This window comes from Streptomyces sp. NPDC014991 (assembly GCF_043080665.1).
In the GTDB taxonomy this organism is placed as follows: Bacteria; Actinomycetota; Actinomycetes; order Streptomycetales; family Streptomycetaceae; genus Streptomyces.
Genome location: NZ_JBIBVY010000016.1, coordinates 13,721 through 40,393, shown reverse-complemented (window position 1 = coordinate 40,393; position 26,673 = coordinate 13,721). Strand labels below are relative to the sequence as shown.

Below are 26,673 nucleotides of genomic sequence, written 5' to 3'. Positions count from 1 at the left end.
CTCACACACGCAGACCGCGGGCGATCTCGCCCAGCGCAGCCAAGGCCCGTCGCTGGAATCCCGGCCCGAACGTGATCCGGGTGGCCCCGAGTTCGCCGAGCGCGGCGGGCGAGGGGCCGTCCCCGTCCAGCCGGGCCAGGGCGTTCAGCGGGCCCTGGATGCCGGAGCGCAGCAGCGGCAGCACGGCGGGCGGGGCCATGATCGGGTAGACGCAGTCCGCGCCCGCCGCCACGTACGACGCGGCCCGCTCGATGGCCCGTTCGGGGTCGCCGTCGCCGTGCAGGAAGACGTCGACGCGGGCGTTGACGAAGAGCCGGTCCGCGGCGGCCGAGCGGACCTCGGCGAGGTACTCGGCGTGCGCGTGCCGGTCCTTGAGGACACCCCCGTCGTCCGAGTCCTCGAGGTTGCACCCCACCGCCCCCGCCTCCAGCAGCCGCTCCACCAGCTCCTTCGGCGCGAGCCCGTACCCGCCCTCGACGTCCGCCGACACCGGCACGTCCACCGCCCGGGTGATCCGGGCGACGGCCGCGAACATCTCGTCGGCCGGAGTGGCCCCGTCCTCGTACCCGAGCGAGGCGGCCACCCCGGCGCTCGGCGTGGCCAGTGCCGGGAACCCGGCCGCCACGAACACCCGGGCGCTGGCCGCGTCCCAGGGGCCGGGCAGCATCAGCGGCTCACCCGGACCGCGCCTGACGTGCAGGGCACGGAACTCGTCCACCTTGCTCACGGCCGGTACCCCCCCGGTGCGACACGGCGGCTGACCATCAGGCGGTTCCATCCGTTGACGACGGTGATCAGCCCGGTCAGATGGGCGAGCTCGGCCTCGGTGAACAGACGCGCGGCGCGGTCGTACACCTCGTCCGGCACGAAGGCGCCGCCGGACCCGGTCCGCGAGGCGCCGCCCGTCAGGACGGTGACCGCCTCGGTCAGCGCGAGCGCGGCCCGCTCCCGCTCGCTGTAGAGGCCCTCGGTCTCCTCCCACGCGTCGAGGAGCCCCACCCGGTCCTCCGGCTCCCCGTTGTCGCGGGCCACGCGCAGGTGCATGTCGAGGCAGAACGCGCAGTGGTTGATCTGCGAGGCGCGGATCATCACCAGCTCGGCGAGGGCGGGATCGCCGAGCCCCTTCTTCGCCGCCACGCCGAGCGCCGACATCGCCCGGCCGACCTCGGGGTCCAGCAGCTGCGTACGGCTCACTTGTGCTGTCCCGGCCGGTAGTGGCCCGGGGTCATCCGGGTGGTCACGCCGAACCGGTTCCACGCGTTGATCACCGTGATCGCGGCGATCAGCTGGGACAGTTCGGCCTCCTCGAAGTGCTTCGCGGCCCGGTCGTACACCTCGTCCGGCACGAAGCCGTCCGTCAGCACGGTGACCGCCTCGGTCAGCTCGATCGCGGCCAGTTCCTTCTCCGTGTAGAAGTGCCGCGACTCCTGCCAGGCGCTGAGCTGCACGATCCGCTCGACGCTCTCCCCGGCCGCGAGCGCGTCCTTGGTGTGCATGTCGAGGCAGAACGCGCAGTGGTTGATCTGCGAGGCGCGGATCTTCACCAGCTCGTACAGCGTCGGGTCCAGGCCCTTCCTGGCGGCGGTCTCCAGGCGGATCATCGCCTTGTAGACGTCGGGTGCGTGCTCGGCCCAGCGCAGCCGCGGGGCCTCCTCGGCGGCGTAGGCGCCGGTCTCGTCCGTAGTGCTCATACCTCGACCCTAGAAGCGAGGCAGCCCAGGAGTATGGTCCATTCCCATGGCGGAAACCTGGGCCACTCTGGGCGTCGACCTGCACCTCGAACCCGCCCGCTCCGGCGGGCTGCGCCGCGGCCTGACCGACGCCCTGCGGGACGCCGTCCGCACCGGCCGCCTCACCCCCGGCACCCGCCTGCCGTCCTCCCGCACCCTCGCCGCCGACCTCGGCGTCGCCCGCAACACCGTCGCCGAGACCTACGCCGACCTGGTCGCCGAGGGCTGGCTCACCGCCCGGCAGGGCTCCGGCACCCGGGTGGCCACCGGCGTGCCCCACAGCGGCCCCTCGGCCCCCGCCACCCGCCCGGCGCCCCGCCGCGCCCCCGCGGCGCCGGTCCACGACCTCACCCCCGGCAGCCCCGACCTCGCCGCCTTCCCGCGCACCGAATGGCTCCGGGCCGCCCGCCGAGCCCTGGCCATCGCCCCCTTCCGGGCCCTCGGCTACGGCGACCCGCGCGGACGGCCCGAACTGCGCACCGCCCTCGCCGGCTACCTCGCCCGCGCCCGGGGCGTGCGCGCCACCCCGGAGACCGTCGTGATCACCGCGGGCTTCTCGCACGCCCTGGGCATCCTGGGCAAGGTGCTGCGGGCGCGCGGGACGCGGACGACGGCGGTCGAGTCGTACGGCCTCGACGTGTACTGGCGGCTCCTGCGCGACGCCGGCCTCAGCACGCCCGCGCTGCCCTACGACGAGCTCGGCACGGACCCGCGGGCACCGGGCGACGCGGGCGCGGTACTGCTCACCCCCGCGCACCAGTTCCCCATGGGCACCCCCCTGCACCCCGACCGCCGGGCCGCCGTCGTGGACTGGGCGCGCCGCACCGGCGGACTGGTCCTGGAGGACGACTACGACGGCGAGTTCCGCTACGACCGCCAGCCGGTCGGCGCCCTCCAGGGCCTCGACCCCGAGCGGGTCGTCTACCTCGGCACCGCCAGCAAGTCCCTCGCACCCGGACTGCGCCTGGGCTGGATGGTGCTGCCGCCGTCCCTGGCCCAGGAGGCGACCGCGGCGAAGGGCCGCACCGACACGGTGGGCGCGCTGGACCAGCTGACCCTCGCCGAGTTCATCACCTCCGGCGCGTACGACCGCCACGTCCGCTCCGCCCGCCTGCGCTACCGGCGCCGCCGCGACGCCCTCGCCGAGGCCGTCGCCGGCCACGCGCCCGACGTGCGGGTGACGGGCATCGCGGCCGGCCTGCACGCCGTGCTGCGCCTGCCGCCGGGCACGGAACAGTCGGTGGTCCAGGCCGCCGTCTGGCAGGGCCTGGCCCTGCACGGTCTCGCCTTCCACCGCCACCCCCAGGCCCGCACCGCCCCCCTGGACGCCCTGGTCGTCGGCTACGGCACCCCACCGGACAGCACCTGGACGAACACCCTGGAAGCACTGTGCCGGGTACTGCCGTAGCGAGGGCGCCGGCCCCGCGTCCTCAGCCCTCCTCCGCCGCCGGTGCCTCGCCGAAGCGGGCCAGCAGCAGGGCTCCCGTCACCGCCACCGCGAAGCCCAGGGCCGCCAGCCAGCCCAGCCCCTCCCGGGTCCGGTCGCCGAGCCAGACCACGCCCACCGCGGCGGGGCCGAGAGTCTCGCCGATGACTATGCCGGCGGTGGCAGTCGTCACCGAGCCCCGCTGGAGGGCCGAGGTGAGGAGCAGGAACGCGGCGCCGCCGCCGAGCAGCAGGGCGTACGTCGCCGGGTTGGTGAGCAGGTCGGCCGGGCGCAGCGAGCCGATCAGCCGTACCGCCACCTCCACCACCCCGAACCCGAACCCGGCGCCGAGTCCCAGGAGCAGTGCGCGGGCCCGCCCCGACAGGCGCCCGCCGGCCGCGCCGAGCAGCAGCACGCACACCGCCACCGCCACCATCGCGTACCGCAGCCAGTCCGGCCCCTCCCGCTCGCCTTCCGCGCCCGAGGCCAGCCCCAGCAGGGCGAGGCCCGCGCACACCACGCCCACGGCGGCCCACTCCACCCCGCTCAGCCGGACCCGCAGCAGCCGCGCCGCCACCACCGCCGTCACCGCGAGGCTCGCCGCCAGCGCCGCGCCCACCGCGTAGATGGGCAGTGACCGCAGCGCCGCGATCTGGAGCAGGAACCCGAGGCCGTCCAGCGCGAGCCCGGCCAGGTACCGCCACTGGCGCAGCGCCCGCAGCAGCAGCGCCGCGTCCCCGCCGCCCCCGTCGGCGACCGCCGCCCGCGCGGCCACCGCCTGCAACACCGTCGCCGTACCGAAGCAGACCGCCGCGCCGAGGGCGCACACCATTCCGAGAAGCACGGAGTGACTCTAAGGGAGGGGACCGAGGGGGTGCCTGTCCGGCCGCTCGCACCGGTCCCTAGGCTGTCGGCCGGACATCAGGCAGACGGGGGAGACACCACCATGGCGGACACACGCCGGCAACTACGTTCCGGCACGGTCGTCCTCGGCGGCATGGGCCTGCTGGCCGCCGCCCTCACGGCCTGCTCGTCCGAGCCGGACAAGCGCTGCGTCGACCGCGACAGCTACAGCCTCACCAAGGGCTACCGGGTCGTCTCCGACAAGAACTGCCGGACCGGCGTCACCTCGCCGAGGACGGGCGCGAAGAAGAAGACCGCCGGGAAGTCCCCCGGGAAGCGGGCCGACGCCGCCTGGTACTACGAGGGCGACGAGAAGCACGGCTGGGTCGACGGCGGCTCCTTCACCAAGCCCGGCAAGGGCGGCGGCGGTTCGTCGGACGACGACGACCACCACGGCACGGGAGTGCACCGCGGCGGCTTCGGCGGCGGCAAGGGCAGCTCCGGCGGCTGACGGGGACACACGCATGGAACGCCGTACCATCACCCCCCGCCCCGGCTGGCAGCGGACCGTCGAGGCCCAGGGTCTGATCTACCCGCTCACCCGCCACCCCGACGGCTCCCTGCGCCCCTACTGGGACGAGAGCGCCTACTACGTCTTCACCCTGGACGAGGTGGAGGCGCTGGAGGAGACCGTCGGGGAACTGCACCGCATGTGCCTGGCGGCGGCCGGGCACATCGTGGCCGAGGGCCGGTTCGCCGACCTCGGCATCACCGACCCGCAAGTGGCCGCCGCCGTCGCCGAGTCCTGGCACCGCCGCGACGAACTCCCGTCCGTCTACGGCCGTTTCGACCTGCGCTACGACGGCACCGGCCCGGCCGAGTTGCTGGAGTACAACGCCGACACCCCGACCTCCCTGGTGGAGGCCGCCTCCCCGCAGTGGTTCTGGATGGAGGACCGCTTCCCCGGCGCCGACCAGTGGAACTCCCTGCACGAGCGGCTGGTGGACGCCTGGCGCGCTCAGGCCGCGCTCCTGCCGCCCGGCAGCCCCCTGCACTTCGCGCACTCCTCCGCCGACGAACTCGGCGAGGACCTGATGACGGTCGCCTATCTGAAGGAGACCGCCGAACAGGCCGGTCTCACCACCGACTGGCTCGCCGTGGAGGAGATCGGCTGGGACACCCTCTCCGGCCGCTTCGTCGACAACCGGCTCGGCTTCATCCGCGCCCTGTTCAAGCTCTATCCCTGGGAGTGGCTCACCACCGACGCCTTCGGCCGGCACGTCCTGGACACCCTCGACAACGGCGGCGGCACCGGCAGCACGCTGTGGATCGAACCCGCCTGGAAGATGCTGCTGAGCAACAAGGCCCTGCTGGCGGTCCTCTGGGAGCTGTACCCCGGCCACCCCAACCTCCTGCCTGCCTACCTGGACGGCCCCCGCGAGCTGGCCGCGTCCGCCGGTTACGTCGCCAAGCCCCTCCTCGGGCGCGAGGGCGAGGGCGTCACCGTGCACGAACCCGGCGCGCCCGCGGCCCTACGGGACGAGCCCTGCTGCTACCAGCGGCTCGCCCCCCTCCCCGCCTTCGACGGCAACCACGTCGTCCTGGGCGCCTGGGTGGTCCGGGACGAGCCGGCCGGCCTCGGCCTGCGCGAGTCCTCGGGCCTGATCACCGACGGGTACGCCCGCTTCCTGCCCCACGTGATCCTCTAGGGCCCGGCTCCCCGCTCCTGCCGGGGTCCCGGACCCCGGCAGGAGCGTCACCCGCCGGTTCCACCACGCTCGGCCGCGCTGGCGCGGGACGACGGGCCCTGACCGCCGAGCAGCGCCGCGGCGGCCACGCGCGCGTGCGCGGCGGGGGACGGGTCACCGCTGATGCCGGCGGTGACGATGGCGCCCTCGGCGAGCAGGACCACCGCTTCGGCCACCGGCACCCCGGTGGCCCGCACCCAGGCCGTGAGCTGGTCGTGGAAGGCCTGCTTGTGGGACCGGACCTCGGCCAGCACCGGCTCGGACGACGTGCCCAGCTCGCCGTGGGCGTTGATCCAGGCGCAGCCGCGGAAGCCGGGCCGGGCGAACCACTCGGCGAGCCAGTCGAACACCGCGAGCACCCGCTCCCGCGGGTCCGGGACGCCTTCGACGCGCGCGGCGAGGCTCTCGCGCCAGCGCCGGTCGCGTCGCCGGAGCACGGCGACCACGAGGTCCTCCTTGGCCGGGAAGAGCCGGTAGATCCGCTTCAGGGGCAGCCCGGAGGCGGCGCGGATCCGATCCATCCCGACCGCCTGGATGCCGTGCGCGTAGAAGAGATCCTCCGCGGCGTCCAGGAGGGCCGCACGGTCACGGTCCGGGCGGGTCTGTTCCCCGGTGGGCGGGGCCGGCATCCGGGTCTCCTTCCTTGACGCTGAGAACGACCGTTCTCTACCTTAGTCCCCGCGAGGGAGAACGCTCGTTCTCCGTCCTGCTCGCCGCCGTCCCGAGGAGGCCGCCGTGCCCGAGACCCGCCCGCCCTGCCCCCCGTTCACCCTGGAGACCGCCCGCCGGAAGGTGCAGGCGGCCGAGGACGCCTGGAACACCCGCGACCCGCACCGGGTGGCCCTGGCCTACACACCCGACTCCGTCTGGCGCAACCGCGACCTGTTCCTCACCGGCCGCGCCGAGATCGTCGCCTTCCTGACCGAGAAGTGGGCCCGCGAACTCGACTACGCGCTGCGCAAGAACCTCTGGAGCTTCCACGACGACCGGATCGCCGTCCGCTTCCAGTACGAGTGGCACGACGCCGGCGGCCAGTGGTGGCGCAGCTACGGCAACGAACTGTGGGAGTTCGACGAGCACGGCCTGATGCGGCGCCGGGAGGCCGGCATCAACGACGTCGCCATCGCCGAGGCCGACCGGCGCATCCGCGGCCCCCGCGCCGCCGGCGACCACGGAACCGACCTCCCGCTCCGCTGACGGCCACCGGCCACCACCCTCGGAGCCGTCCTGGCCCGCATGGTGGACGTGCGGCCGTCCCCGTCCGGCTCGCCGGGTAGGCTGACGGGCGGGCCGTGACTGGCGCGCTGGGATGGGACGGACCATCAGGGAGCGGCCCGAGCCGGAAAGAGTGCCGTGCGCCTGGGCCGAACGTGAACGCTGTACGCACGCCGTCCGGAGGTCCCGATGCCCGAGAATTCCGCCCCCCTCTCCACCGAGTCCACGGCCTTCCGCGCCGCCCTCAACGTGGTCCGCGCCGTCGAGCCGCGTGTCGCCGACGCCATCGGCCAGGAGGTCGCCGACCAGCGCGAGATGCTCAAGCTGATCGCCTCCGAGAACTACGCCTCCCCGGCGACCCTGCTCGCCATGGGCAACTGGTTCAGCGACAAGTACGCCGAGGGCACCGTCGGCCGCCGCTTCTACGCCGGCTGCCGCAACGTCGACACCGTCGAGTCCCTCGCCGCCGAGCACGCCCGCGAACTCTTCGGCGCCCGCCACGCCTACGTCCAGCCGCACTCCGGCATCGACGCCAACCTGGTGGCCTTCTGGGCCGTCCTCGCCGACCGCGTCGAGGCGCCCTTCCTGGAGAAGACCGGCGTCCGCCAGGTCAACGACCTGACCGAGGCCGACTGGGCCGAGCTGCGCCAGGCCTTCGGCAACCAGCGCATGCTCGGAATGTCCCTGGACGCCGGCGGCCACCTCACCCACGGCTTCCGCCCGAACATCTCCGGCAAGATGTTCGACCAGCGCTCGTACGGCACCGACCCGGCCACCGGCCTGATCGACTACGACGCCCTGCGCGCCCAGGCCCGCGAGTTCAAGCCGCTGATCATCGTCGCCGGCTACTCGGCGTACCCCCGGCTGGTGAACTTCCGGCTCATGCGGGAGATCGCCGACGAGGTCGGCGCCACCCTCATGGTCGACATGGCGCACTTCGCGGGTCTCGTCGCCGGCAAGGTCCTCACCGGTGACTTCGACCCGGTCCCGCACGCCCAGATCGTCACCACGACCACCCACAAGTCCCTGCGCGGCCCGCGCGGCGGCATGGTCCTGTGCGACGACTCCCTCAAGGACCAGGTCGACCGTGGCTGCCCGATGGTCCTCGGCGGCCCGCTCCCGCACGTCATGGCCGCCAAGGCCGTCGCACTGGCCGAGGCCCGCCGGCCGTCCTTCCAGGACTACGCCCAGCGCATCGTGGACAACTCCCGCGCGCTCGCCGAGGGCCTGATGCGCCGCGGCGCCACCCTGGTCACGGGCGGCACGGACAACCACCTCAACCTGATCGACGTCGCCACCTCCTACGGCCTCACCGGCCGCCAGGCCGAGGCGGCGCTCCTCGACTCGGGCATCGTCACCAACCGCAACGCCATCCCGGCCGACCCGAACGGCGCCTGGTACACCTCCGGCATCCGCGTCGGCACCCCCGCGCTCACCACCCGCGGCCTGGGCACCGCGGAGATGGACGAGGTGGCGGGCCTGATCGACCGCGTCCTGACCACCACCGAGCCGGGCACCACCAAGTCGGGCGCCCCCTCCCGCGCCGCCCACGTCCTGGACGAGAAGGTCGCGCAGGAGATCGCCGGCCGGGCCACCGACCTGGTGGCGGGCTTCCCGCTGTACCCGGAGGTCGACCTGGGCTGAAACGCCCCGGCACCGGCACGGGGAACCGCGCGGCCGGCCCGTCGGGGCCCGCGGTTCCCCACCGCACCGAAGCTCCCGCCCTCTCTGCGACAATGAAAAACATGGCGACTGACCGACCCCGCGTGCTCTCCGGAATCCAGCCCACCGCAGGCTCGTTCCACCTCGGCAACTACCTCGGCGCCGTCCGCCAGTGGGTGGCCCTGCAGGAGACCCACGACGCGTTCTACATGGTCGTCGACCTGCACGCGATCACGGTGCCGCAGGACCCGGCCGAGCTGCGGGCCAACACCCGCCTCGCCGCCGCCCAGCTGCTGGCCGCCGGCCTGGACGCGGACCGCTGCACCCTCTTCGTGCAGAGCCACGTCCCCGAGCACGCCCAGCTGGCCTGGGTCATGAACTGCCTCACCGGCTTCGGCGAGGCGAGCCGGATGACCCAGTTCAAGGACAAGTCCGCCAGGCAGGGCGCCGACCGCGCCTCCGTCGGCCTGTTCACCTACCCGGTCCTCCAGGTCGCCGACATCCTGCTGTACCAGGCGAACCAGGTGCCCGTCGGCGAGGACCAGCGTCAGCACATCGAGCTGACCCGCGACCTCGCCGAGCGGTTCAACGGCCGGTTCGGCGCGACGTTCACGGTCCCCGAGCCGTACATCCTCCGCGAGACGGCGAAGATCTACGACCTCCAGGACCCGACGGTCAAGATGAGCAAGTCGGCGTCCACGCCGAAGGGCCTCGTCAACCTCCTCGACGAGCCGAAGGCCACGGCCAAGAAGGTCAGGAGCGCGGTCACCGACACCGACACGGTGATCCGCTACGACGCGGAGAACAAGCCGGGCGTGTCGAACCTCCTCACCATCTACTCCACGCTCACCGGCAAGCCGGTCGCCGAGCTGGAGCAGGAGTACGAGGGCAAGATGTACGGCGCGCTCAAGACCGACCTCGCCGAGATCATGGTCGAGTTCGTGACGCCGTTCCGCGAGCGCACCCAGCAGTACCTGGACGACTCCGAGACGCTGGACTCCGTCCTGGCCAAGGGCGCCGAGAAGGCGCGCGCCGTCGCCGCCGAGACGCTCGCTCACGCGTACGACCGCGTGGGCTTCCTCCCGGCCAAGCACTGAGGCGTACGACCGCACACGGGTCCCGGCGGGCGGAGCGCTGCACATCACTCGCGGTGCGCCTGCCGACAGGACTTCGGTGGCCGTACAGTCGATAGCCGACGGCCGGGACGGGACGGCCTGGAAGACGACAGACGCGACGAAGGAGACGACGTGGGGACCGTAACGATCGGCGTTTCGATCGCGGTCCCGGAGCCTCACGGCAGCCTGCTCCAGGAGCGGCGCGCGGGCTTCGGCGACGCCGCGGCTCACGGCATCCCCACGCACGTCACCCTGCTGCCGCCGACCGAGGTGGACGAGGCCGCGCTGCCGGCCGTCGACGCGCACCTCACCGAGGTCGCCGCGGCCGGCCGGCCGTTCCCGATGCGGCTGTCCGGCACCGGCACCTTCCGGCCGCTGTCGCCCGTGGTGTACGTCCGGGTCGTCCGGGGCGCCCAGGCCTGCGCCCGGCTGCAGCAGCGGATCCGCGACGCCTCCGGCCCGGTGGCGCGCGAGCTCCAGTTCCCCTACCACCCGCACGTCACCGTGGCCCACGGCATCGACGACGCGGCGATGGACCGCGCCTTCGCGGAACTGGCGGGGTTCGACGCCGAGTGGCCGTGCACCGGCTTCGCGCTCTACGAACAGGGCGCCGACGGTGTGTGGCGCAAGCTGCGCGAGTACACCTTCGGCGGAGCGGTGGTGCCGCCCCAGGCCGGCCACGCGGACGTCGAGAGCGGCACGCCGGCAGGCCGCTAGCCGGAGCGAGGGGGCGCCGCTCCCCGTCACACCTCCAGCCGGCGGTACACCGCGCGCGGCGCGTGCCGCAGGGCCCACATCACCGGGCGGAGCGCCCCCGGCACCCACACCGTCTCCGAGCGGCGGCGCAGGCCGAGTTCCACGGCGGTGGCGACCGCCTCCGGCGTGGTGGCGAGCGGGGGCCGGTGCCGTCCGGCCGTCCCGCGGGTCCGGACGAACCCGGGGCGCACGACCATGACGTGCGCGCCGGTGCCGTGCAGGGCGTCGCCCAGGCCCTGGGCGAAGGTGTCCAGGCCGGCCTTGCTGGAGCCGTAGATGAAGTCGGTGCGGCGGGCGCGTTCGGCGGCGACGGAGGACAGGAAGACGAGGGAGCCGTGCCCCTGCGCCTGGAGGGCGCGGCCGGTGACCAGGCCCACCGAGACGGCCCCGGTGTAGTTGGTCTGGGCGACCCGCACCGCACGGACCGGATCGCGTTCGTCGTGGGCCTGGTCGCCGAGGAGGCCGAACGCGAGCAGCACCATGTCGACGGCACCCTCGGCGAACACCTTGCCGAGGACGGTCTCGTGGGATCCGGGGTCGAGCGCGTCGAAGCCGACGGTGTGCACGTCGGCGCCGAGCGCCCGCAGGCCTCCGGCGGCGTTCTCCAGGGCGACGGAGGGGCGGCCCGCCAGCCACACCGTACGGGTGCGGCGGGCGATCAGCCGGCGCGCGATGGCCAGCGCGATCTCGGACGTGCCGCCGAGGACGAGCAGGGAACGGGGCAGTGCGGTGGCATCCTTCATGACAACTGACCGTATCGCCCGCATATGACCGTTCTGGCGAAGAAACGCGGTGTTCACGCCCGGGCGGAGCGGGCATGGGTCGGGTCATGGACTGGCTGAAGAAGCTCCCCGGCATCGGGCCGGCGGTCACCCGGCTGACGGCCACGCACGCGTGGCGGTCGTACGAGCGGCTGGACCGGGTGAAGTGGACCCGGCTCGCCGCCGCCATGACGTTCGTCAGCTTCGTGGCGCTGTTCCCGCTGCTGACCGTGGCCGCCGCGGTCGCCGCCGCCACGCTCAGTCCCGCCAGTGAGAAGACCGTCGAACACAAGATCGCCGAGCAGTTCCCGGGCCTCGCCGACCAGCTGGACCTCACCTCCCTGGTGGAGAACGCGGGCACCGTCGGCGTCATCGCGGGCGCGGTGCTCCTGTTCACGGGCATCGGCTGGGTCGGCCAGGTCCGGGACTGCCTGCGCACGGTGTGGGAGCTGCCGGACCGGGAGGAGAACCCCCTCGTCACCAAGGCCAAGGACGCCGGCATCCTGCTCGGCTTCGGCGGCGCCCTGCTGGTCACCCTCGCCACGTCCATCCTCGCCTCGGCCGCCGTCGGCCGGCTGTCGGGCCTGATCGGTCTGGCCGAGCACGGCTGGGGCAGCGTGCTGCTTCAGGTCGTCGCGTTCGCCGTCGCCGTCATCGCCGACTTCCTGGTCCTGCTCTACGTCCTGACCCTGCTGCCCGGGGTCGAGCCGCCGCGCCGCCGCCTGCTGGTGTCCGCCCTGCTCGGGGCGGTCGGCTTCGAACTGCTCAAGCTGCTGCTCAGCGGCTACGTCCAGGGGGTCGCCGCGAAGAGCATGTACGGCGCGTTCGGCGTCCCCGTGGCCCTGCTGCTCTGGATCAACTTCACCGCCAAACTGGTGCTGTTCTGCGCCTCCTGGACGGCGACGCCGAGCAGGCACGCCCAACTCAGTGACGTGCCCGACGCCGCATCAGATCGGGCAGCGGCCACCGGCGGTTGACCAGGAACACCCCGCCGCCGAGCAGCACCAGCAGACCACCCGCGACGGCCAGGGCGATCCCCGCACCGCCGGCACCCGACCCGGTGGCGGCGCTCGCCACCGGCTGCGAACCGGACCCGCCGGTCACGGACGCGCGCCCGGCGGACGCGCCGGCGTCCGGCTGCCCGCCGGCCGGCACGGCGCTCCTCGGCGGCACCAGCTCACCCACCGCGTTGACCTTGCCGGCCGCCCGGAAGCCCCAGTCGAGGAGCTGCGCGCTCTCCTTGTAGACCTCGTTGTGCTCGTGCTTCTCCGGATTCATCACCGTGACCAGCAGCACCTTGCCGCCCCGCTCGGCGACCGCGGTGAGGGTGGCGCCCGCGTGCGTGGTGTTGCCGTTCTTCACACCGGCGATCCCCGGGTAGACGGGGACGTCGGTGTCGCCGCTCAGCAGCCGGTTGGTGTTCTGGATCGTGGCGGACCCGAACGTCGCCCGCACCGTCGAGCAGTACTCGCGGAAGTCCTTCTTCTGGAGCCCGGATCGGGCGAACAGCGTCAGGTCGTACGCCGACGACACCTGCCCCGGCGCGTCGTAGCCGTCGGGGGAGACCACCTGAGTGTCCAGGGCCTGGAGTTCCCCGGCGTGCTCCTGCATGTCCCGCACGGTCTGCCCGATGCCGCCGTTCATCGCGGACAGCGTGCGCACCGCGTCGTTGCCCGAGCGCAGGAACACCCCGAGCCACAGGTCGTGGACGGAGTAGGTGTGCCCCTCCTTCATCCCGACCACGCTGGAGCCGACGCCCATGCCCGCGAGGTCGGACGGGACGACCGTGTGGTGGGTCCCCTTGGGGAAGCGGGGCAGCACGGTGTCCGCGAACAGCATCTTCAGGGTGCTCGCCGGGGGCAGCCGCCAGTGCGCGTTGTGCGCGGCCAGCACCTCCCCCGACTCGGCGTCCGAGACGATCCAGGACCGGGCGGTGAGGTCCTTGGGCAGCACGGGCACGCCCGGGGCGAGGTTGACCTGGGTGCCGGGCTGCCCCAGCCGGACGCCGCCCAGGGTGGACATCCGGGCCGGCGGGGTGGCCGTCGGGCTCGGCGAGGGGGTCGGCGCGGCCAGGGCGGCGGGAGCGGTGACGGCCAGGGACAGCAGGGTGGCGGAGGTCACCAGCAGGGGTCGCCGGCCGGTCCTCTCAGATGCGGGCACGGTCGTGAACGTACCCGTACGGACGGGCGAAGTCCCGCTGCGCGCCCCACCCCCGACACGGAACCGGACACGGGACGGCGATACTGGGGACATGAAGCTCAGCCGCCCGGTCTCCTGGTTCCTGCTCGCCTTCGGGGTGTGGAGCTGGGTCATCTGGGTCACTTTCGTCAAGAACCTCGTCAAGGACAGCAGCGGGCTCGCCTTCGACGACGGTCACCCGACCGCGTACTTCTGGGTGCACCTGCTGCTGGCGGTCGTTTCCTTCGTATTGGGGACGGTCGTCGGAGGCATCGGGTTGCGCGGTCTGCGCGCACTGCGCCGGACGTCATGACGGGAGACCACCGCGCTCGGTAAGTTCTTTCCCATCCGGCCGGAAAGCCCTTCCTCAGGTGTGGCCCGTGTGATTGGGTGAGCCGCGCCACTTGAGGGGAAGTGGCCGATTCGTGCTGGGCCAGGGGTAGGGCCCTGTCGGGCCTGGGGGAGGGCACCACCATGCGATCGGTTCGCATGCGCGTTCTCGTGACGTTGCTCGTACTCGCCGCCGTGGGGATCGGCGGCTGGCAGCTGCTGCCGTCGCAGCAGTACAGGAACAGGACCATCACCGTCGGCACCACCGACGCCGTCACCGCGCTCGACCCGGCCGGCGCCTACGACGCCGGCTCCTGGGCGCTGTTCAGCAACGTCTTCCAGTCCCTGCTGACGTTCGAGCAGGGCGGCACCGAACCGGTCCCGGACGCGGCGAAGAGCTGCGCCTTCACGGGCGGCGGGTTACGGACGTACCGGTGCACGCTGCGTTCCGGGATCACCTTCCCGAGCGGGCGCGAGATGACGGCCGGGGACGTGAAGTTCTCCTTCGACCGGGTCAGGAGGATCAACGACGACGTCGGCCCGGCGTCCCTGTTCGACACGCTCGCCTCCGTGACCGCCGACAGCGCGCACGTCGTCACGTTCCACCTGTCGTCCTCCGACGCCACCTTCCCGCTGAAGGTGGCCACCGGCGCCGGCTCCCTCGTGGACAAGGACCGGTACCCGGCCGGCCGCCTGCGTGAGGACGCCGCCGTCGACGGCACCGGGCCGTACCGGCTGACGGCCTACACCAAGGACCACAAGGCCGACCTCGCGCCGAACACGCACTACAAGGGCTACCTCGGCGGCCCCGGCCGCCCGGTCGAACTGCGCTACTACGCCGACTCCGGCAAGCTCGACCGCGCCTGGAAGGGCCGCCAGGTCGACGTCGCCACGCGGACCCTGCCGCCCGGGATGCTCTCCGCGCTGAACCCGAGCGACCCCGGGCAGCGGGTCACCGAGTCCGACAGCGCCGAGACCCGCAACCTGTACCTCAACACCCGCGCCGCTTCCCCGCTGCACGACGTGCGGGTGCGCCGCGCGCTGGCCTGGCTGGTCGACCGCGAGAAGCTGGCGGCGACGGTGTACGAGGGCACCGTCGACCCGCTGTACTCGCTGATCCCGACCGGTATCACCGGCCACACCACGTCGTTCTTCGACCGGTACCCGGCGCAGAGCACCAGGAAGGCGCGGGAACTGCTCACCGAGGCCGGGGTGAGCCTGCCGGTGCGCTTCACCTACGGCTACGGCGTCGGCCGGGGCGCCGGCGCGGAGGAGGCCACGGAGCTGAAGAAGCAGCTCGAGGCGAGCGGCCTGTTCAGGGTGGACCTCAAGGGCTACGAGTGGACCGACTTCCAGAAGCGCTGGGCCGCCGGGACGATCGACGCCTGGGCGGTCGGCTGGGTCGCCGACTACCCCGACCCGGACACCTTCGGCGCCGCGCTCGTCGGCACCGGTTCCACGATGAGCACCGGCTACAGCAACAAGGTCGTCGACCACCTCGTACTGGACAGCAGGCAGTTCGCCGACCGCAGCCGGGCGGCGAACGACTTCCGTGACATCCAGTCCGCCGTGGCGGAGGACGTCCCGCTGATCCCGCTGTGGCAGCGCAAGGAGTACGTGGTCAGCACGGAGGATGTCGGCGGCGGCCAGTACCTGACGGACGGCACGGGCGTGTTCCGGCTGTGGCGGCTGGGGTGGATCTGATCAGTCGGTCTTCCGCTGCCCGGCCTTGATGATCTGCTCGACGCGCGTGCGTGGGGGGCATCCGGTGAAGGGGTCACGAGGAGGTGGCCTGCGATGATCTCGACGCGGTAGCCGGATGGCGCTCCATGATCTCTTCGGCGATGGCCGTCAGTGAGAACGGCTCATCGTCGTGGAAGGGCGGCTGCTCGACGGATGCAGCGGACATCGCGTGCCTCCCAGGGGCTGGTGTCGAGAACATCGTCGTAGGCAGAGCGGCTGCCGGACGTCCCGTTCTCGTGCGTCCACCCGCAAGTGATCACGCGTCCCGGTCGCGGTCCGGGGCCGGGAGGGCCTTCGTCATGCCCGGCAGGAAGTCCGTGAACAGCTCGTGGATCTCCAGGACGAGGGGGCGCAGGACACGGAAGCGGGCCAGGGACACGCCGCGTGCGGTCAGCCGGGCGCCCCGCCGCGCCAGGCGGTAGCTGCGCTCGCGTCCCTCCGTGCGGTCGAAGATCCAGTACAGGACCAGGCCCATCTGGGCGAGCCACATCAGTTCCGGGAGGACGTCCCGCAGTTCGGGTGCCACCTTGGACCTCGAACCGGCCAGGACCTCCCGGTGCACGCTGATCGCCGCCTCGCGCGCGTGCTCGCTCTCCGGGGAGAAGGGGCTGAGCGGGCTGTCGGGGTCGGCGGCGTTCTTGAAGAACTGCACCGCGAACTCGTGGTACGGCCGGGCGATGTCCAGCCACACGGTGAGCACGCCCGCGAGCCGCGCCTCCAGGTCGGTCTCCCGGTCCAGTACCTGCCGTACCGCCGCCTGGTGCTCGGCGGCGATCCGGTCGTAGAACCCCTGGATCAGGTGTTCCTTGCCCTCGAAGTAGTAGTAGGCGTTGCCGACGGACACCCCGGCCTCCGTGGCGATGGCCCGCATGGTCGTCTTGTCGTACCCGCGCTCCTGGAACAACCGCATGGCGGTCTCCAGGATCAGCGCACGGGTCTGCTCGGACTTGCTGCTCTGGGGGCCGGCCGCACCGGGGCCGTCGTTCTTCGCGGGCACGGTAGAAGAGCCTAACGAGTGACGCGGCCGGCCCATGGCGGCGGCTCAGCCCCGGCGGCCCAGCTGCGGGCGCCTGGTGTAGTCGGTGAAGCCCAGGACGTTGCCCCAGGGGTCGGTGATCTCCACCGTCCAGCCGGTGGCCACCTGGGAGACCTCGTCCAGCGGCGCGATCCCCGCGGCGGCCAGTTCCCGCGCCGCGGCCCGCGCGTCCGGCACCTCCAGCCAGATCCGCGCCGACGGCCACGGCGGTGACCGGTGTCCCAGCTGCTCCTCGGCCTGGAGCAGGATGCCCGGTGTCTCGGCCCCGACCTTCAGCAGGGCGATCCCGCCCTCGTCGAACCGGAACCCCACGGTGAACCCGGCCCGTTCGTAGAAGGCGACCGCCTCGCCGAGGTCACCGACGGGGAGCAGCACGTTGTCGAAACCGAGCAGTTCGTACGACCCTTCGTCTGACATGTCGTCACATTAGGAGTCATCCTCCCGGGATGCGAGGAGCCCCACCGCAGCGGACCGCGGTGGGGCTCTCCGGGGGACGGGGCAGCCGTCACTGCGGGAAGTTCGGGTCCAGGTCGGTCTCCGAGGCATGGCTGGTCGTGATGCCGGTGGCGGTCCCGCGCAGCAGCACGCCCTTCCGGTACAGGTCGCCGGACATCAGCAGGTCGGCGTCGCCGTCCCGGTCGAGGTCGCGCAGGCGGACGAACAGGCCGAACATCTCGTCCGGCGTCGCACTGCCCGGCACACCCGCCGTGGCGCGGGTGAACCACTGGGCGCCGGTGCCGGTCAGGCCCTTGCCGCCACCGCGCAGGACGTGCACGCCGCCCGCGTTGCCGACCGAGCCGGACTCCTCCTCGGGCACGCCCACGGCGAGGTCCGGGTAGCCGTCGCGGTTGGTGTCACCGGCGGAGAGGGAGAAGCCGAAGCGGTCGTTCTTCGTGGCCGCCGTCGCCACCCCCGCGGTGGACTGCGTCAGGCGGTAGGAGGTGCCCGGGCCGCTCGCGCCGCCGCGCAGGACCAGCACGGAACCCGCGCCCTTGTTGTACGGCGTGTCGCTGACGGCCAGATCCCCGTAGCCGTTCTTGTCGAAGTCGGCGATCACGCCGGTGGCGTTGAAGTCCGCCTGCGAGGCGTTGTAGGTGGTGTACTTGCCGCGCTTGATGGTGGAGCCGCCCTGCACGAACCACGCGGCCTGCGTCATCCGGCCGTCCTTGTAGCCCTGGCCCAGCACGTACAGGTCGGTGGCCTTGTCCTTGTTCACCCTGCCGGCGACGACTGCGGTCGGCTCCAGCACCTCGGCGCCGCTGGGGCTCACCTCCAGCCTGGTGACGCTGCCCGTCGTACCGGACCGGGAGAAGCCGCCCCGGTAGACGTAGAGGGTGCCGGTGGCGTCGGTGACGGCCAGGTCCGGCTTGCCGTCGCCGTTGAAGTCGCCGGAGGTGAGGGCCGCGCCGAACGCCACCTTGGACCGCGCGGGGATGCGGGTCGCCTGCGTGCCGAGACCGGACCTGGCGCCCCACAGGACGGTGACGGCGCCCGCACCGGCCGTCGTGCCGCTCTTCTCGCTGCTGTCGGCGACGGCGAGGTCGGCGTACCCGTCACGGTCGAGGTCGGCGTGGGCGAGCTGGTTGCCGAAGCTGTCGGCGTAGCCGCCGGAGTCGCCCGCCGTGCCGGGGATGCCCGGGCTGTCCTGGGTGAACCGCACCGTCTTCGGGCCCGGCCCGGTAGCCGTGCCGTAGGTGACGGTGACCTCGCCGCCCCAGCCGGACGCGTAGTCCCGGTAGCCGTCGCCGTTGAAGTCGTCGGCGTACTTGGCGGGAGTGGCCGCGGCGGCCGGACCGGCCGACAGGGCGAGCAGTCCGCCGGTCAGCGAGGCGGCCGTGGCCACCGCGAGAGCGACGGCGAGCTTTCTTTGCGTGCGCATGAGTCTCCTTGATCGCGTACACCCTGCAGACCCACGGCGTTGGGGAACGGTTGTACGGCGAGGGCCCCACTCCCGGTACGTGACCGGGGACGGGGCCCGAAGAGCCGCAGGCGTACGGCGGATCAGTAGCGACGCGTGATCAGCGCGCGCTTGACCTCCTGGATCGCCTTCGTGACCTCGATACCGCGCGGGCAGGCGTCCGTGCAGTTGAAGGTCGTGCGGCAGCGCCACACGCCGTCGCGGTCGTTGAGGATCTCCAGGCGCTGCTCGCCCGCCTCGTCACGGCTGTCGAAGATGAAGCGGTGGGCGTTCACGATCGCGGCCGGACCGAAGTACTGGCCGTCGTTCCAGAACACCGGGCAGGACGACGTGCACGCGGCGCACAGGATGCACTTGGTGGTGTCGTCGAAGCGCTCGCGGTCCTCGGCGGACTGCAACCGCTCCCGGGTCGGCTCGTTGGTGTCGTTCGTGATCAGGAACGGCATCACGTCCCGGTACGCCTGGAAGAACGGCTCCATGTCCACGACCAGGTCCTTCAGGACCGTGAGGCCCTTTATGGGCTCGACCGTGATCGGCTTCTCGGGGTTGATGTCCTTGATCAGCGTCTTGCAGGCGAGACGGTTCTTGCCGTTGATCCGCATCGCGTCCGAGCCGCAGATGCCGTGCGCGCACGAGCGGCGGAACGTGAGGCTGCCGTCGACGTCCCACTTGATCTTGTGGAGGGCGTCGAGGACACGTTCCTTCGGGTCGATCTCCAGCTGGAAGTCTTCCCAGGCCGCCTCGGCGGAGACCTCCGGGTTGAACCGGCGGACGCGGAGGGTGACCGTGATGTAGGGGGAGTCGGCGAAACCGGGCTCGGGCCGGCCGGCCGCGTCCGCCTTGTCCAGAACAGGGGTAGCCATCAGTACTTACGCTCCATCGGCTGGTAGCGGGTCTGGACGACCGGCTTGTAGTCGAGACGGACGGTTTCCGAGCCGTCGGCGCCGACCTCGCGGTACGCCATGGTGTGGCGCATGAAGTTGACGTCGTCGCGGTTCGGGTAGTCCTCGCGGTAGTGGCCACCGCGGGACTCCTTGCGGGCCAGGGCCGACACCGCCATGACCTCGGCCAGGTCGAGCAGGTTGCCCAGCTCGATCGCCTCGAGGAGGTCGGTGTTGAACCGCTTGCCCTTGTCCTGGATCGCCACGTTCCGGTAGCGCTCGCGCAGCTCGGCGATCTTCTCGACGGCCGTCTTGATCGTCTGCTCGGTGCGGAAGACCATGACGTTGGCGTCCATGGTCTCCTGGAGCTCACGGCGGAGCGTGGCCACCCGCTCGTTGCCGGTGGAGTTGCGCAGCCGCTCGATCTGCTCGACGACGAAGGACTCCGGGGCCTCCGGCAGCTCGGCGTAGTCGGCCTTCGCCGCGTACTCGGCGGCGGCGATGCCCGCACGGCGGCCGAAGACGTTGATGTCCAGCAGCGAGTTGGTGCCCAGCCGGTTGGCGCCGTGCACGGAGACACAGGCGACCTCGCCGGCCGCGTACAGGCCCGGGACGACGGTGGTGTTGTCCGCCAGGACCTCACCCTCGACGTTCGTCGGGATGCCGCCCATCGCGTAGTGCGCGGTCGGCTGGATCGGGATCGGGTCCGTGTAGGGCTCGATCCCGAGGTACGTCCGCGCGAACTCGGTGATGTCCGGGAGCTTGGCGTCCAGCTGCTCCGGCGGCAGGTGGGTGAGGTCCAGGTAGACGTGGTCGCCCTCGGGACCGCAGCCGCGGCCCTCGCGGATCTCCGTGTAGATGGAGCGCGAGACGACGTCGCGGGAGGCGAGGTCCTTCATGACCGGCGCGTACTTCTCCATGAAGCGCTCGCCGTCCTTGTTGCGCAGGATGCCGCCCTCACCACGGGCGCCCTCCGTCAGCAGGATGCCCATGCGCCAGATGCCGGTCGGGTGGAACTGGAAGAACTCCATGTCCTCCAGCGGGAGCCCGCGCCGGTAGACCGCCGCCTGACCGTCACCGGTCAGCGTGTGGGCGTTCGACGTCACCTTGAAGAACTTGCCCGTGCCGCCGGAGGCGTAGATGACGGCCTTGGCCTGGAAGATGTGGATCTCGCCCGTGGCCAGCTCGTACGCCACCACACCGGCCGACCGCTTCACGCCGTCGACCTCGGTCATCAGCTGGTCGAGGACGTAGAACTCGTTGAAGAACTCCACACCCTCCTTGACGCAGTTCTGGTACAGCGTCTGGAGGATCATGTGGCCGGTGCGGTCCGCGGCGTAGCAGGACCGGCGGACCGGGGCCTCGCCGTGGTTACGGCTGTGACCGCCGAAGCGGCGCTGGTCGATGGTGCCGTCCGGGGTCCGGTTGAACGGCAGGCCCATCTTCTCCAGGTCGAGGACGGCGTCGATGGCCTCCTTCGCCAGGATCTCGGCGGCGTCCTGGTCGACCAGGTAGTCACCGCCCTTGACCGTGTCGAAGGTGTGCCACTCCCAGTTGTCCTCCTCCACGTTGGCCAGCGCGGCGGCCATGCCGCCCTGCGCGGCGCCCGTGTGGGAGCGGGTGGGGTAGAGCTTGGTCAGGACCGCGGTGCGGCTGCGCTTCGTCGCCTCGATGGCGGCGCGCATGCCCGCGCCACCGGCGCCGACGATGACGGTGTCGTACTTGTGGATCTTCATGATTCTCGCAGCCCCGTGCCTAGCGGATGTTCGGGTCGAAGGTGAAGATCACCAGCGTGCCCAGCAGGATGGTGAACACCGTGGCGGTGTAGAGCAGGCCCTTGAGCCACAGGCGGCTGTTCGGCCGCTCGGCGTAGTCGTTGATGACCGTGCGCAGGCCGTTGGCGCCGTGCAGCATCGCCAGCCACAGCATCAGCAGATCCCAGACCTGCCAGAACGGGGACGCCCAGCGGCCGGCCACGAAGGCGAAGCCGATCTTGGAGACACCGCCGTCCAGCACGAGCTGGATCAGCAGGTGGCCGAGGACGAGGACGACCAGCACGATGCCGGACAGGCGCATGAAGACCCACGCCGCCAGCTCGAAGTTGCCCCGGGTCGACTTCGGGGACTTCTTGGTCCGCTTGCGCGGCGCCTCGATCAGCGGGGCCGGGTTGTCGACGGTGTAGACGGGCGCACCCTCGACGGGGCCGACTCCGGACGCGGCGGTTTCAGTAGTGACTGAGTTGTTCGACATCGGCGGCGTCAGCTCCCAAAGAGGACACGGGCGGCGTGACCGAGGACCGGGCGGAGTGCCCCGGCCATCAGCACCAACCAGACGACCATCACGGCCCAGAACATCTGCTTCTGGTAGCGCGTGCCCTTCGACCAGAAGTCGACGGCGATGACACGCAGGCCGTTGAGCGCGTGGAAGAGGATGGCGGCGACGAGGCCGTACTCCAGCAGCGCGACGATCGGCGTCTTGTACGTGGCTACGACCTTGTCGTAGTCCTCGGGGGAGACACGCACGAGAGCGGTGTCCAGCACATGAACGAACAGGAAGAAGAAAATGAGGACGCCGGTGACTCGGTGAGCCACCCAGGACCACATTCCTTCCCGGCCGCGGTACAGCGTTCCAGCCGGCACGGAAGAACCCTCCGGGAGCGGGGATTAGGGCCGCGCCGGCTTCACTGTCGGTCGGGCCCGGCCGGGTACGGTCCACCGGCCCCCAGCATCGTAGCGAGGCGCCGCGCCGTGGCGGACGGGGGGCCTGGCTGTGTGATCAAACAGGCACGCGGTTGGGCTAGCGGGGTGCCCGCCGGAGCGGGGGATGCGGTCATTTGCCCGACAAGGGGGCGTTTGTGCTGCTCGCGCGGCTTCCCGTGGCCCCGAGGAACTGGCCGATACGCCCCCGGGCGAGGCGCCGCAGCTCCTCCGCCGCGGTGACCCGCTCCTCCTCCGGATCGTTCGTCAATCGTGACCGGATCGCTTCGAGGATGCGGTCGAGCGTCTCGTCCGGGGGCACGTCACCCAGGTAGAGGACGAACCCGTGTCCGAATCGCGCCTCGTAGGCCGCCTGCGCCGCGCTCAGCGCCATGTGGGCCGCCGAGTAGGTGTCCTCGGGCAGCTCGGGCAGGGACTCGCCCGCCAGCGCCTGGGCCAGTTCGCCCGGCGACAGGTCGTACGCCGCCTCGTCCGCCGCCGCCAGCAGGGCGTCCAGGTCGGGGTACGGGCGGTGGTCCGCGAGCCGGCGCGACCAGCGCGGGCTGCGCAGGCAGCGCAGGAGGAGGGTGCGGACCTCCTCGTCGGCGGCGGTGTTGAAGGCGTCGAGAGGCCTGGGGAGATACGGCGGAGGGTGGGCGGGCAGCGTGGGTCCTCGCGTCACAGGTGGTGTGGCAGGGGATGCTGTGAAAGATGTGGTCAGGTTATCGAGAGTGGTCACGCTGTGTCCCTGTGATGTGTGAATTTCACTCGAACGGGAGAGTTTCCGAACACCTCGATGACCGGTGGGCCGAGGAGAGCCGTACGGTGGCAGGGTGACCCAGCACAGGCGCCGGGGATCGGCGCGGCAGGTGATACCGAAGCGGGCGGTGGTGGCCGCCGCGTTCGTCGGGACGGTCGCGCTCGGCACGGGCGTCGGCGTGTGGGCCTCCGACGGCGGCGGCGGGGAACGTCAGGAGAGCGCGCCACGGTCTTCGGCCGGGCGGGTGTCCGGCGCGGACCCCACCGGCGCCGACCCCGGCGGGACGGGCAGCCCGTCGGCGAGTCCGGCGCCCAGCCGGTCCTATCCGCTGTCACAGGCGCCGCGCACGATACCCGCGGTGCGCTCCCACACCCCGGCGCGCGGTCCCGGCTGGCAGCCGCGGCACGGGGAGCGGGTGGTGGTGGGCGACGCCGGGCTGGCCGACGAGGGCCGGCTCATAGCCGGGGAACTGGGGCTGACGTACGCGGGGCGGATGGGCAAGGGCGACGTACGGGCCGGGGACGTCCGGCTCGCGCTCGGCGGCGGGGGCGGGAACCAGGAGTCGTACACCCTGACCGTCCGCGACGGACGGGTCGACATCAGCGGACCCGGCCAGGCCGGGGTCTTCTACGGCACCCGCACCCTGAAACAGGAGGTCCACGGCGGCGGTACGGCGCCGGAGGGCGTCGTCCGGGACCAGCCGGCCAAGCCGGACCGCGGGTTCATGCTCGACATCGCGCGCAAACCGTACTCCGAGACCTGGATCGAGGACCGGATACGCGAGCTGGGGGACCTGAAGTTCAACGAGCTGGGCCTGCACTTCTCCGACGACCAGGCCTTCCGGATCGAGTCCAGCACCCACCCGGAGATCGTCTCCCCGAACCATCTGACCAAGGCGCAGGTCAAACGGATCGTGGACCTGGCGGCCGGCCGGCACATCACCGTCGTGCCGGAGATCGACTCGCCGGGACACCTCGGGGCCGTCATCGCCGCCCACCCGGACCTCCAGCTGCGCAACGCGAGCGGGGTCGCCACCAGGGGGGCCGTGGACATATCCAAGGACGCCTCCGCGCGGATCGTCGACGACCTGCTCAACGAGTACGCGGTGCTGTTCCCCGGCGGCCGGTGGCATCTGGGCGGTGACGAGTACCAGGCGCTCACCGTGAGGGACCCGCAGGCCTCGTATCCGCAGCTGGCCGCCGCCGCCCGGCAGGCCCACGGCTCCGGCGCCACCGTCGCCGACCTCGCCACCGACTGGCTGAACGACCGCTACGCCACCGTCCGCGCCCACGACAAGACCGTCCGCGCCTGGAACGACGGCTTCTTCCGGAACGCCTCCGTCCAGCCCGAGCAGGGCCTCCAGGTCGCCTACTGGACCGGCAAGGAGATCGGCGCCCGGCAGCCGGCGGAGTACCTGAACGCGGGGCGCGAGGTCCTCAACTACAACGACGAGTTCCTCTACTACGTCCTCGGGCAGCCGCAGACCTTCGTCTACCCGACGGGACAGCGGATCTACGAACAGTGGAACCCGCGGGTACTGCGCGGCACGACCGCCGTACCGGCACGCTACGACGCGCAGATCCTCGGCGGCTCGTTCGCGGTGTGGAGCGACAGGGCCGGCGCGCAGACGGAGAGCCAGGTCGCCGCGGGGATCCGGATGCCGCTGCGGGCCACCGTCCAGAAGCTGTGGGACCCGGGCACGCCCGCGCTGTCCTGGGCCGGCTTCAGGAAGCTGGCCGACCGGCTGGGCTGAGGGGCGGCGTCCCGCACGGCAGGGCTTGCCTTTGGCTGAAAATCTGCGAATGTGACACTCCCGCGCGGTCGCACGCAGTAAGGGGAAATGCGGGCTCCGTACCGGTCGGCGCCCTGGCGAGGGAGAGTTTCATGAGCCTGGTGCAACTGATCGCACAGGCCGACGCACGCGGACTGGCCGCCAGCGGACTGGCTTGTATGGATCGGTGTCTGCCGCTGCTCGGCGGCGACGACGAACTGCTGCGTCCGCTCTGGGCGAGCCTCGCCGACGGCTCCGACTGGGGCGGGAGCCTGGAGAAGGCGCGCGCGGCGCTCGGGTCCGCACAGCCCGCAGCGGATGCCGGGGCGGCCGGGCCCGCCGGGGACGAGGCCGTGCTGCTCGCCCGCCGCATGCTGGACGCGGCCCCCGCCGAGCACACCGCCGACGCCGTACGCCCCTGGGCCGACGCCTGCTCGGCCGCCTCGCTGCGCATCCACCGGCTGCTCGACCCCGCCGCGGACGCCACCACGGACCCGGGCGCCGCGCCGTCGGGGGACACGGCGGGCCTGTCCCCGCTCGTCGCCGCCGAGCTGCGCCGCCAGACGGCGGTGCTGGAACTCCTCGCCGGGCACGGCGTGAACGGCCTGCGCGGGGCGCTGGAGGTGTCCGTCGAGGGCCGGCGCGTGCTGCGCGCGGTGGTCTCCCGCCGGGCGCGCGGCGCCGCCGGCCCGGGGGCCTGAGAGGGTTTCGTGTCCGTCCCGCGGCGGATGTGGGGCGGTCCTGCGACGGTTGCCGGGACAGCGCGTGACGGGGTGACGGAAATCCCGCCCCGCCCGCTCTTACCTGTGTGACAGCCCATACGACAGATCACGTGACAGGCCAGGTGACAGGGCGGGCGACGGACCCGTACGCGACGGCGCGGCAGGAGACCAGGCCGCAGGCCGCGGCGAAGCCCGTGCGGTGGGCGGCGGACGCGGTGGCCACGATGCGCGAGGGCGCCCGCGTCCGGCTCGACTACTCGGCGCAGAGCCTGTGGCGCGTCGACCGGATGATCGAGGAGATACGCCGTGAGGAGCCGCCGTACGCGGCCGTCGAGAACGTGCTGCGCGACCTCGGCGCCTACGCCGGTGAGGTGATCGTCCGCCAGACCGGCGCCGAGTGGTGGGCGAGCGGCGGCGAGCACTGGGTGCGCACCCCCGACGGCCGGTTGTGGGACCCCGTCGACGAGGCCCGCCGCTGCTTCGGCGGTCACGGCTCGCTCCGGCTGCTGTGCCGCGACGCGACCGCCCGCGGCTGACCGGCCCCGCCCCGCCCCGCTGTGACACTTCCGTCCGGGCCGACGCTGATGATCGTGAAGGGCGGTGACACGGCCTGACGTGTCGGACCGTGAGGCAGGCGCCACGCAGTGGCCAGGAACTCGGCACGAACGAGGACGGTCTTGGGCCAGGGAGGGGAACCCCGCCGCCCGCAGCCGCGGGACGCGGAGCTGGGCGCGGCCGTCGCGCGGGCCCAGGACGGTGACGAGAACGCCTTCGCGGTGGCCTACCGGATCGTGCAGCCCGGTCTGCTGGGCTATCTGCGGGGCCTGGTAGGCGAGGACGCGGAGGACGTCGCCTCCGACGCCTGGCTGGAGATCGCCCGGGACCTCGGCCGGTTCCGCGGCGACGGCGCCGGCTTCCGCGGCTGGACCGCGACCATCGCCCGGCACCGCGCCCTGGACCATCTGCGCCGGCAGCGGGTACGGCCCCGGGCGGCGCAGCTCGGGCCGGACGCCCTGGAGCTGCCCGGTCCGCACAGCACCCACGACCAGGCCCTGGAGTCGCTGTCCACCGCCCGCGCGCTGGAACTGGTGCGGGCGCTGCCCCGGGACCAGGCCGAGGCGGTGCTGCTGCGGGTGGTCGTCGGCCTCGACGCACCGGCCGCCGCCCGCGTCCTGGGCAAGCGACCCGGCGCGGTCCGCACGTCCGCGTACCGGGGCCTGCGCCGCCTGGCCCGCCGGCTCGGCGCGCCACGCCCCGCGGACGGCACCGGCGGCGGTGTGACGGATGGCGATACCCCCGCGCTGGGGGAGTCGGGATGAACGCCACGGCCCGCGGGACGTATGAACAGGCGTGCGGCGCGTGCGGGCCGGTGTGCGGGTGTC

Annotated in this window: 30 protein-coding genes; 14 read left to right on the top strand and 16 right to left on the bottom strand. The window is 72.4% G+C overall.

The features are described from left to right. Position 1 precedes the first annotated feature (1 nt). The 3 genes from ACF1BE_RS23905 to ACF1BE_RS23895 are packed head-to-tail and all read right to left on the bottom strand — an operon-like array spanning position 2 to position 1,691. Positions 2-727, bottom strand: a complete 726-nt coding sequence (locus ACF1BE_RS23905) for an isocitrate lyase/phosphoenolpyruvate mutase family protein (RefSeq protein WP_392201050.1) — start codon at positions 725-727, stop codon at positions 2-4. Beyond that, a complete protein-coding gene (locus tag ACF1BE_RS23900; protein ID WP_392201049.1) occupies positions 724-1,194 on the bottom strand; it encodes a carboxymuconolactone decarboxylase family protein in 471 nt (156 codons plus the stop codon). The genes ACF1BE_RS23905 and ACF1BE_RS23900 overlap by 4 nt, the downstream gene beginning before the upstream one ends. Then, the gene (locus ACF1BE_RS23895) at positions 1,191-1,691 is read right to left on the bottom strand and encodes a carboxymuconolactone decarboxylase family protein (protein ID WP_392201048.1); all 501 of its coding nucleotides are present in this window, start codon (positions 1,689-1,691) and stop codon (positions 1,191-1,193) included. The genes ACF1BE_RS23900 and ACF1BE_RS23895 overlap by 4 nt, the downstream gene beginning before the upstream one ends. 46 nt (positions 1,692-1,737) lie before the next feature. On the opposite strand from ACF1BE_RS23895, the gene ACF1BE_RS23890 reads away from it, so the two are divergent. After that, positions 1,738-3,138 (top strand): PLP-dependent aminotransferase family protein, encoded by a 1,401-nt coding sequence (locus ACF1BE_RS23890; protein ID WP_392201047.1) that lies wholly within the window; start codon positions 1,738-1,740, stop codon positions 3,136-3,138. 22 nt (positions 3,139-3,160) lie between these two features. Here ACF1BE_RS23890 and ACF1BE_RS23885 read toward each other — a convergent pair whose 3' ends face one another. Next, positions 3,161-3,988: a hypothetical protein gene (locus tag ACF1BE_RS23885; RefSeq protein ID WP_392201152.1), complete on the bottom strand. Its 828-nt coding sequence runs from the start codon at positions 3,986-3,988 to the stop codon at positions 3,161-3,163. Between the two features lie 114 nt (positions 3,989-4,102). Here ACF1BE_RS23885 and ACF1BE_RS23880 point away from each other — a divergent pair, with 114 nt between their 5' ends. Beyond that, positions 4,103-4,510, top strand: a complete 408-nt coding sequence (locus ACF1BE_RS23880; RefSeq protein WP_392201046.1) for a hypothetical protein — start codon at positions 4,103-4,105, stop codon at positions 4,508-4,510. Between the two features lie 13 nt (positions 4,511-4,523). After that, positions 4,524-5,708, top strand: a complete 1,185-nt coding sequence (locus ACF1BE_RS23875; RefSeq protein ID WP_392201045.1) for a glutathionylspermidine synthase family protein — start codon at positions 4,524-4,526, stop codon at positions 5,706-5,708. Between the two features lie 47 nt (positions 5,709-5,755). On the opposite strand, the gene ACF1BE_RS23870 is transcribed toward ACF1BE_RS23875, so the two are convergent. Beyond that, positions 5,756-6,376: a TetR/AcrR family transcriptional regulator gene (locus tag ACF1BE_RS23870; RefSeq protein WP_392201044.1), complete on the bottom strand. Its 621-nt coding sequence runs from the start codon at positions 6,374-6,376 to the stop codon at positions 5,756-5,758. A gap of 106 nt (positions 6,377-6,482) precedes the next feature. Between ACF1BE_RS23870 and ACF1BE_RS23865 the strand changes: the two genes are divergently transcribed. From ACF1BE_RS23865 to ACF1BE_RS23850, 4 genes are all read left to right on the top strand, one after another. Beyond that, on the top strand, positions 6,483-6,944 hold the full coding sequence (locus ACF1BE_RS23865; protein ID WP_392201043.1) for a nuclear transport factor 2 family protein: 462 nt from the start codon (positions 6,483-6,485) through the stop codon (positions 6,942-6,944). Between the two features lie 207 nt (positions 6,945-7,151). Further along, positions 7,152-8,606, top strand: coding sequence for a glycine hydroxymethyltransferase (locus tag ACF1BE_RS23860; RefSeq protein WP_392201042.1), 1,455 nt, complete (start codon positions 7,152-7,154; stop codon positions 8,604-8,606). Positions 8,607-8,707: 101 nt separating this feature from the next. Continuing rightward, a complete protein-coding gene (trpS, locus tag ACF1BE_RS23855) occupies positions 8,708-9,721 on the top strand; it encodes a tryptophan--tRNA ligase (protein ID WP_392201041.1) in 1,014 nt (337 codons plus the stop codon). A gap of 150 nt (positions 9,722-9,871) precedes the next feature. After that, a complete protein-coding gene (locus ACF1BE_RS23850; protein WP_392201040.1) occupies positions 9,872-10,456 on the top strand; it encodes a 2'-5' RNA ligase family protein in 585 nt (194 codons plus the stop codon). Between the two features lie 26 nt (positions 10,457-10,482). On the opposite strand, the gene ACF1BE_RS23845 is transcribed toward ACF1BE_RS23850, so the two are convergent. Beyond that, entirely contained in the window at positions 10,483-11,238 is a 756-nt protein-coding gene (locus ACF1BE_RS23845; RefSeq protein ID WP_392201039.1) for a decaprenylphospho-beta-D-erythro-pentofuranosid-2-ulose 2-reductase, read from the bottom strand. Between the two features lie 86 nt (positions 11,239-11,324). On the opposite strand from ACF1BE_RS23845, the gene ACF1BE_RS23840 reads away from it, so the two are divergent. Then, positions 11,325-12,233, top strand: a complete 909-nt coding sequence (locus ACF1BE_RS23840) for a YihY/virulence factor BrkB family protein (RefSeq protein WP_392201151.1) — start codon at positions 11,325-11,327, stop codon at positions 12,231-12,233. On the opposite strand, the gene ACF1BE_RS23835 is transcribed toward ACF1BE_RS23840, so the two are convergent. Further along, positions 12,181-13,416 carry a D-alanyl-D-alanine carboxypeptidase family protein gene (locus ACF1BE_RS23835; protein WP_392201038.1) on the bottom strand — a complete coding sequence of 412 codons (1,236 nt, stop codon included), beginning with the start codon at positions 13,414-13,416 and terminating at the stop codon, positions 12,181-12,183. The genes ACF1BE_RS23840 and ACF1BE_RS23835 overlap by 53 nt on opposite strands. Before the next feature lie 91 nt (positions 13,417-13,507). On the opposite strand from ACF1BE_RS23835, the gene ACF1BE_RS23830 reads away from it, so the two are divergent. Continuing rightward, positions 13,508-13,747 (top strand): SCO4848 family membrane protein, encoded by a 240-nt coding sequence (locus tag ACF1BE_RS23830; RefSeq protein ID WP_121791057.1) that lies wholly within the window; start codon positions 13,508-13,510, stop codon positions 13,745-13,747. 176 nt (positions 13,748-13,923) lie between these two features. Further along, positions 13,924-15,468, top strand: a complete 1,545-nt coding sequence (locus ACF1BE_RS23825) for an ABC transporter substrate-binding protein (RefSeq protein ID WP_392201037.1) — start codon at positions 13,924-13,926, stop codon at positions 15,466-15,468. A 73-nt stretch (positions 15,469-15,541) separates the two neighbouring features. Here the strand turns inward: ACF1BE_RS23825 and ACF1BE_RS23820 are convergent, their stop codons facing one another. The 9 genes from ACF1BE_RS23820 to ACF1BE_RS23780 form a co-directional block, all read right to left on the bottom strand. Next, positions 15,542-15,673: a hypothetical protein gene (locus tag ACF1BE_RS23820; RefSeq protein ID WP_392201036.1), complete on the bottom strand. Its 132-nt coding sequence runs from the start codon at positions 15,671-15,673 to the stop codon at positions 15,542-15,544. A 90-nt stretch (positions 15,674-15,763) separates the two neighbouring features. Continuing rightward, positions 15,764-16,504: a TetR/AcrR family transcriptional regulator gene (locus tag ACF1BE_RS23815; protein WP_392201035.1), complete on the bottom strand. Its 741-nt coding sequence runs from the start codon at positions 16,502-16,504 to the stop codon at positions 15,764-15,766. 45 nt (positions 16,505-16,549) lie between these two features. Next, on the bottom strand, positions 16,550-16,960 hold the full coding sequence (locus ACF1BE_RS23810; protein ID WP_392201034.1) for a VOC family protein: 411 nt from the start codon (positions 16,958-16,960) through the stop codon (positions 16,550-16,552). Between the two features lie 88 nt (positions 16,961-17,048). Further along, positions 17,049-18,422 (bottom strand): FG-GAP and VCBS repeat-containing protein, encoded by a 1,374-nt coding sequence (locus ACF1BE_RS23805; protein WP_392201033.1) that lies wholly within the window; start codon positions 18,420-18,422, stop codon positions 17,049-17,051. Between the two features lie 122 nt (positions 18,423-18,544). Continuing rightward, complete coding sequence (locus ACF1BE_RS23800) at positions 18,545-19,324, bottom strand: succinate dehydrogenase iron-sulfur subunit (protein ID WP_392201032.1); 780 nt, start codon at positions 19,322-19,324, stop codon at positions 18,545-18,547. Further along, positions 19,324-21,078: a succinate dehydrogenase flavoprotein subunit gene (gene sdhA / locus ACF1BE_RS23795; protein ID WP_392201031.1), complete on the bottom strand. Its 1,755-nt coding sequence runs from the start codon at positions 21,076-21,078 to the stop codon at positions 19,324-19,326. Before sdhA ends, ACF1BE_RS23800 begins: the two co-directional genes overlap by 1 nt. A gap of 19 nt (positions 21,079-21,097) precedes the next feature. After that, complete coding sequence (locus ACF1BE_RS23790; RefSeq protein WP_121787255.1) at positions 21,098-21,592, bottom strand: succinate dehydrogenase hydrophobic membrane anchor subunit; 495 nt, start codon at positions 21,590-21,592, stop codon at positions 21,098-21,100. Between the two features lie 8 nt (positions 21,593-21,600). Beyond that, a complete protein-coding gene (gene sdhC / locus ACF1BE_RS23785) occupies positions 21,601-21,981 on the bottom strand; it encodes a succinate dehydrogenase, cytochrome b556 subunit (RefSeq protein WP_392201030.1) in 381 nt (126 codons plus the stop codon). Positions 21,982-22,171: 190 nt separating this feature from the next. Next, entirely contained in the window at positions 22,172-22,720 is a 549-nt protein-coding gene (locus ACF1BE_RS23780; protein ID WP_392201029.1) for a 2-oxo-4-hydroxy-4-carboxy-5-ureidoimidazoline decarboxylase, read from the bottom strand. A gap of 151 nt (positions 22,721-22,871) precedes the next feature. On the opposite strand from ACF1BE_RS23780, the gene ACF1BE_RS23775 reads away from it, so the two are divergent. The 4 genes from ACF1BE_RS23775 to ACF1BE_RS23760 all read left to right on the top strand — a co-directional run bounded on the left by ACF1BE_RS23775 (position 22,872) and on the right by ACF1BE_RS23760 (position 26,610). After that, positions 22,872-24,551 (top strand): family 20 glycosylhydrolase, encoded by a 1,680-nt coding sequence (locus tag ACF1BE_RS23775; RefSeq protein ID WP_392201028.1) that lies wholly within the window; start codon positions 22,872-22,874, stop codon positions 24,549-24,551. A gap of 131 nt (positions 24,552-24,682) precedes the next feature. Continuing rightward, entirely contained in the window at positions 24,683-25,270 is a 588-nt protein-coding gene (locus tag ACF1BE_RS23770; RefSeq protein WP_392201027.1) for a hypothetical protein, read from the top strand. 215 nt (positions 25,271-25,485) lie between these two features. Next, on the top strand, positions 25,486-25,827 hold the full coding sequence (locus ACF1BE_RS23765; protein ID WP_392201150.1) for a DUF6278 family protein: 342 nt from the start codon (positions 25,486-25,488) through the stop codon (positions 25,825-25,827). Between the two features lie 141 nt (positions 25,828-25,968). After that, entirely contained in the window at positions 25,969-26,610 is a 642-nt protein-coding gene (locus ACF1BE_RS23760) for an RNA polymerase sigma factor (RefSeq protein WP_392201026.1), read from the top strand. The last annotated feature ends 63 nt before the right edge of the window (positions 26,611-26,673 follow it).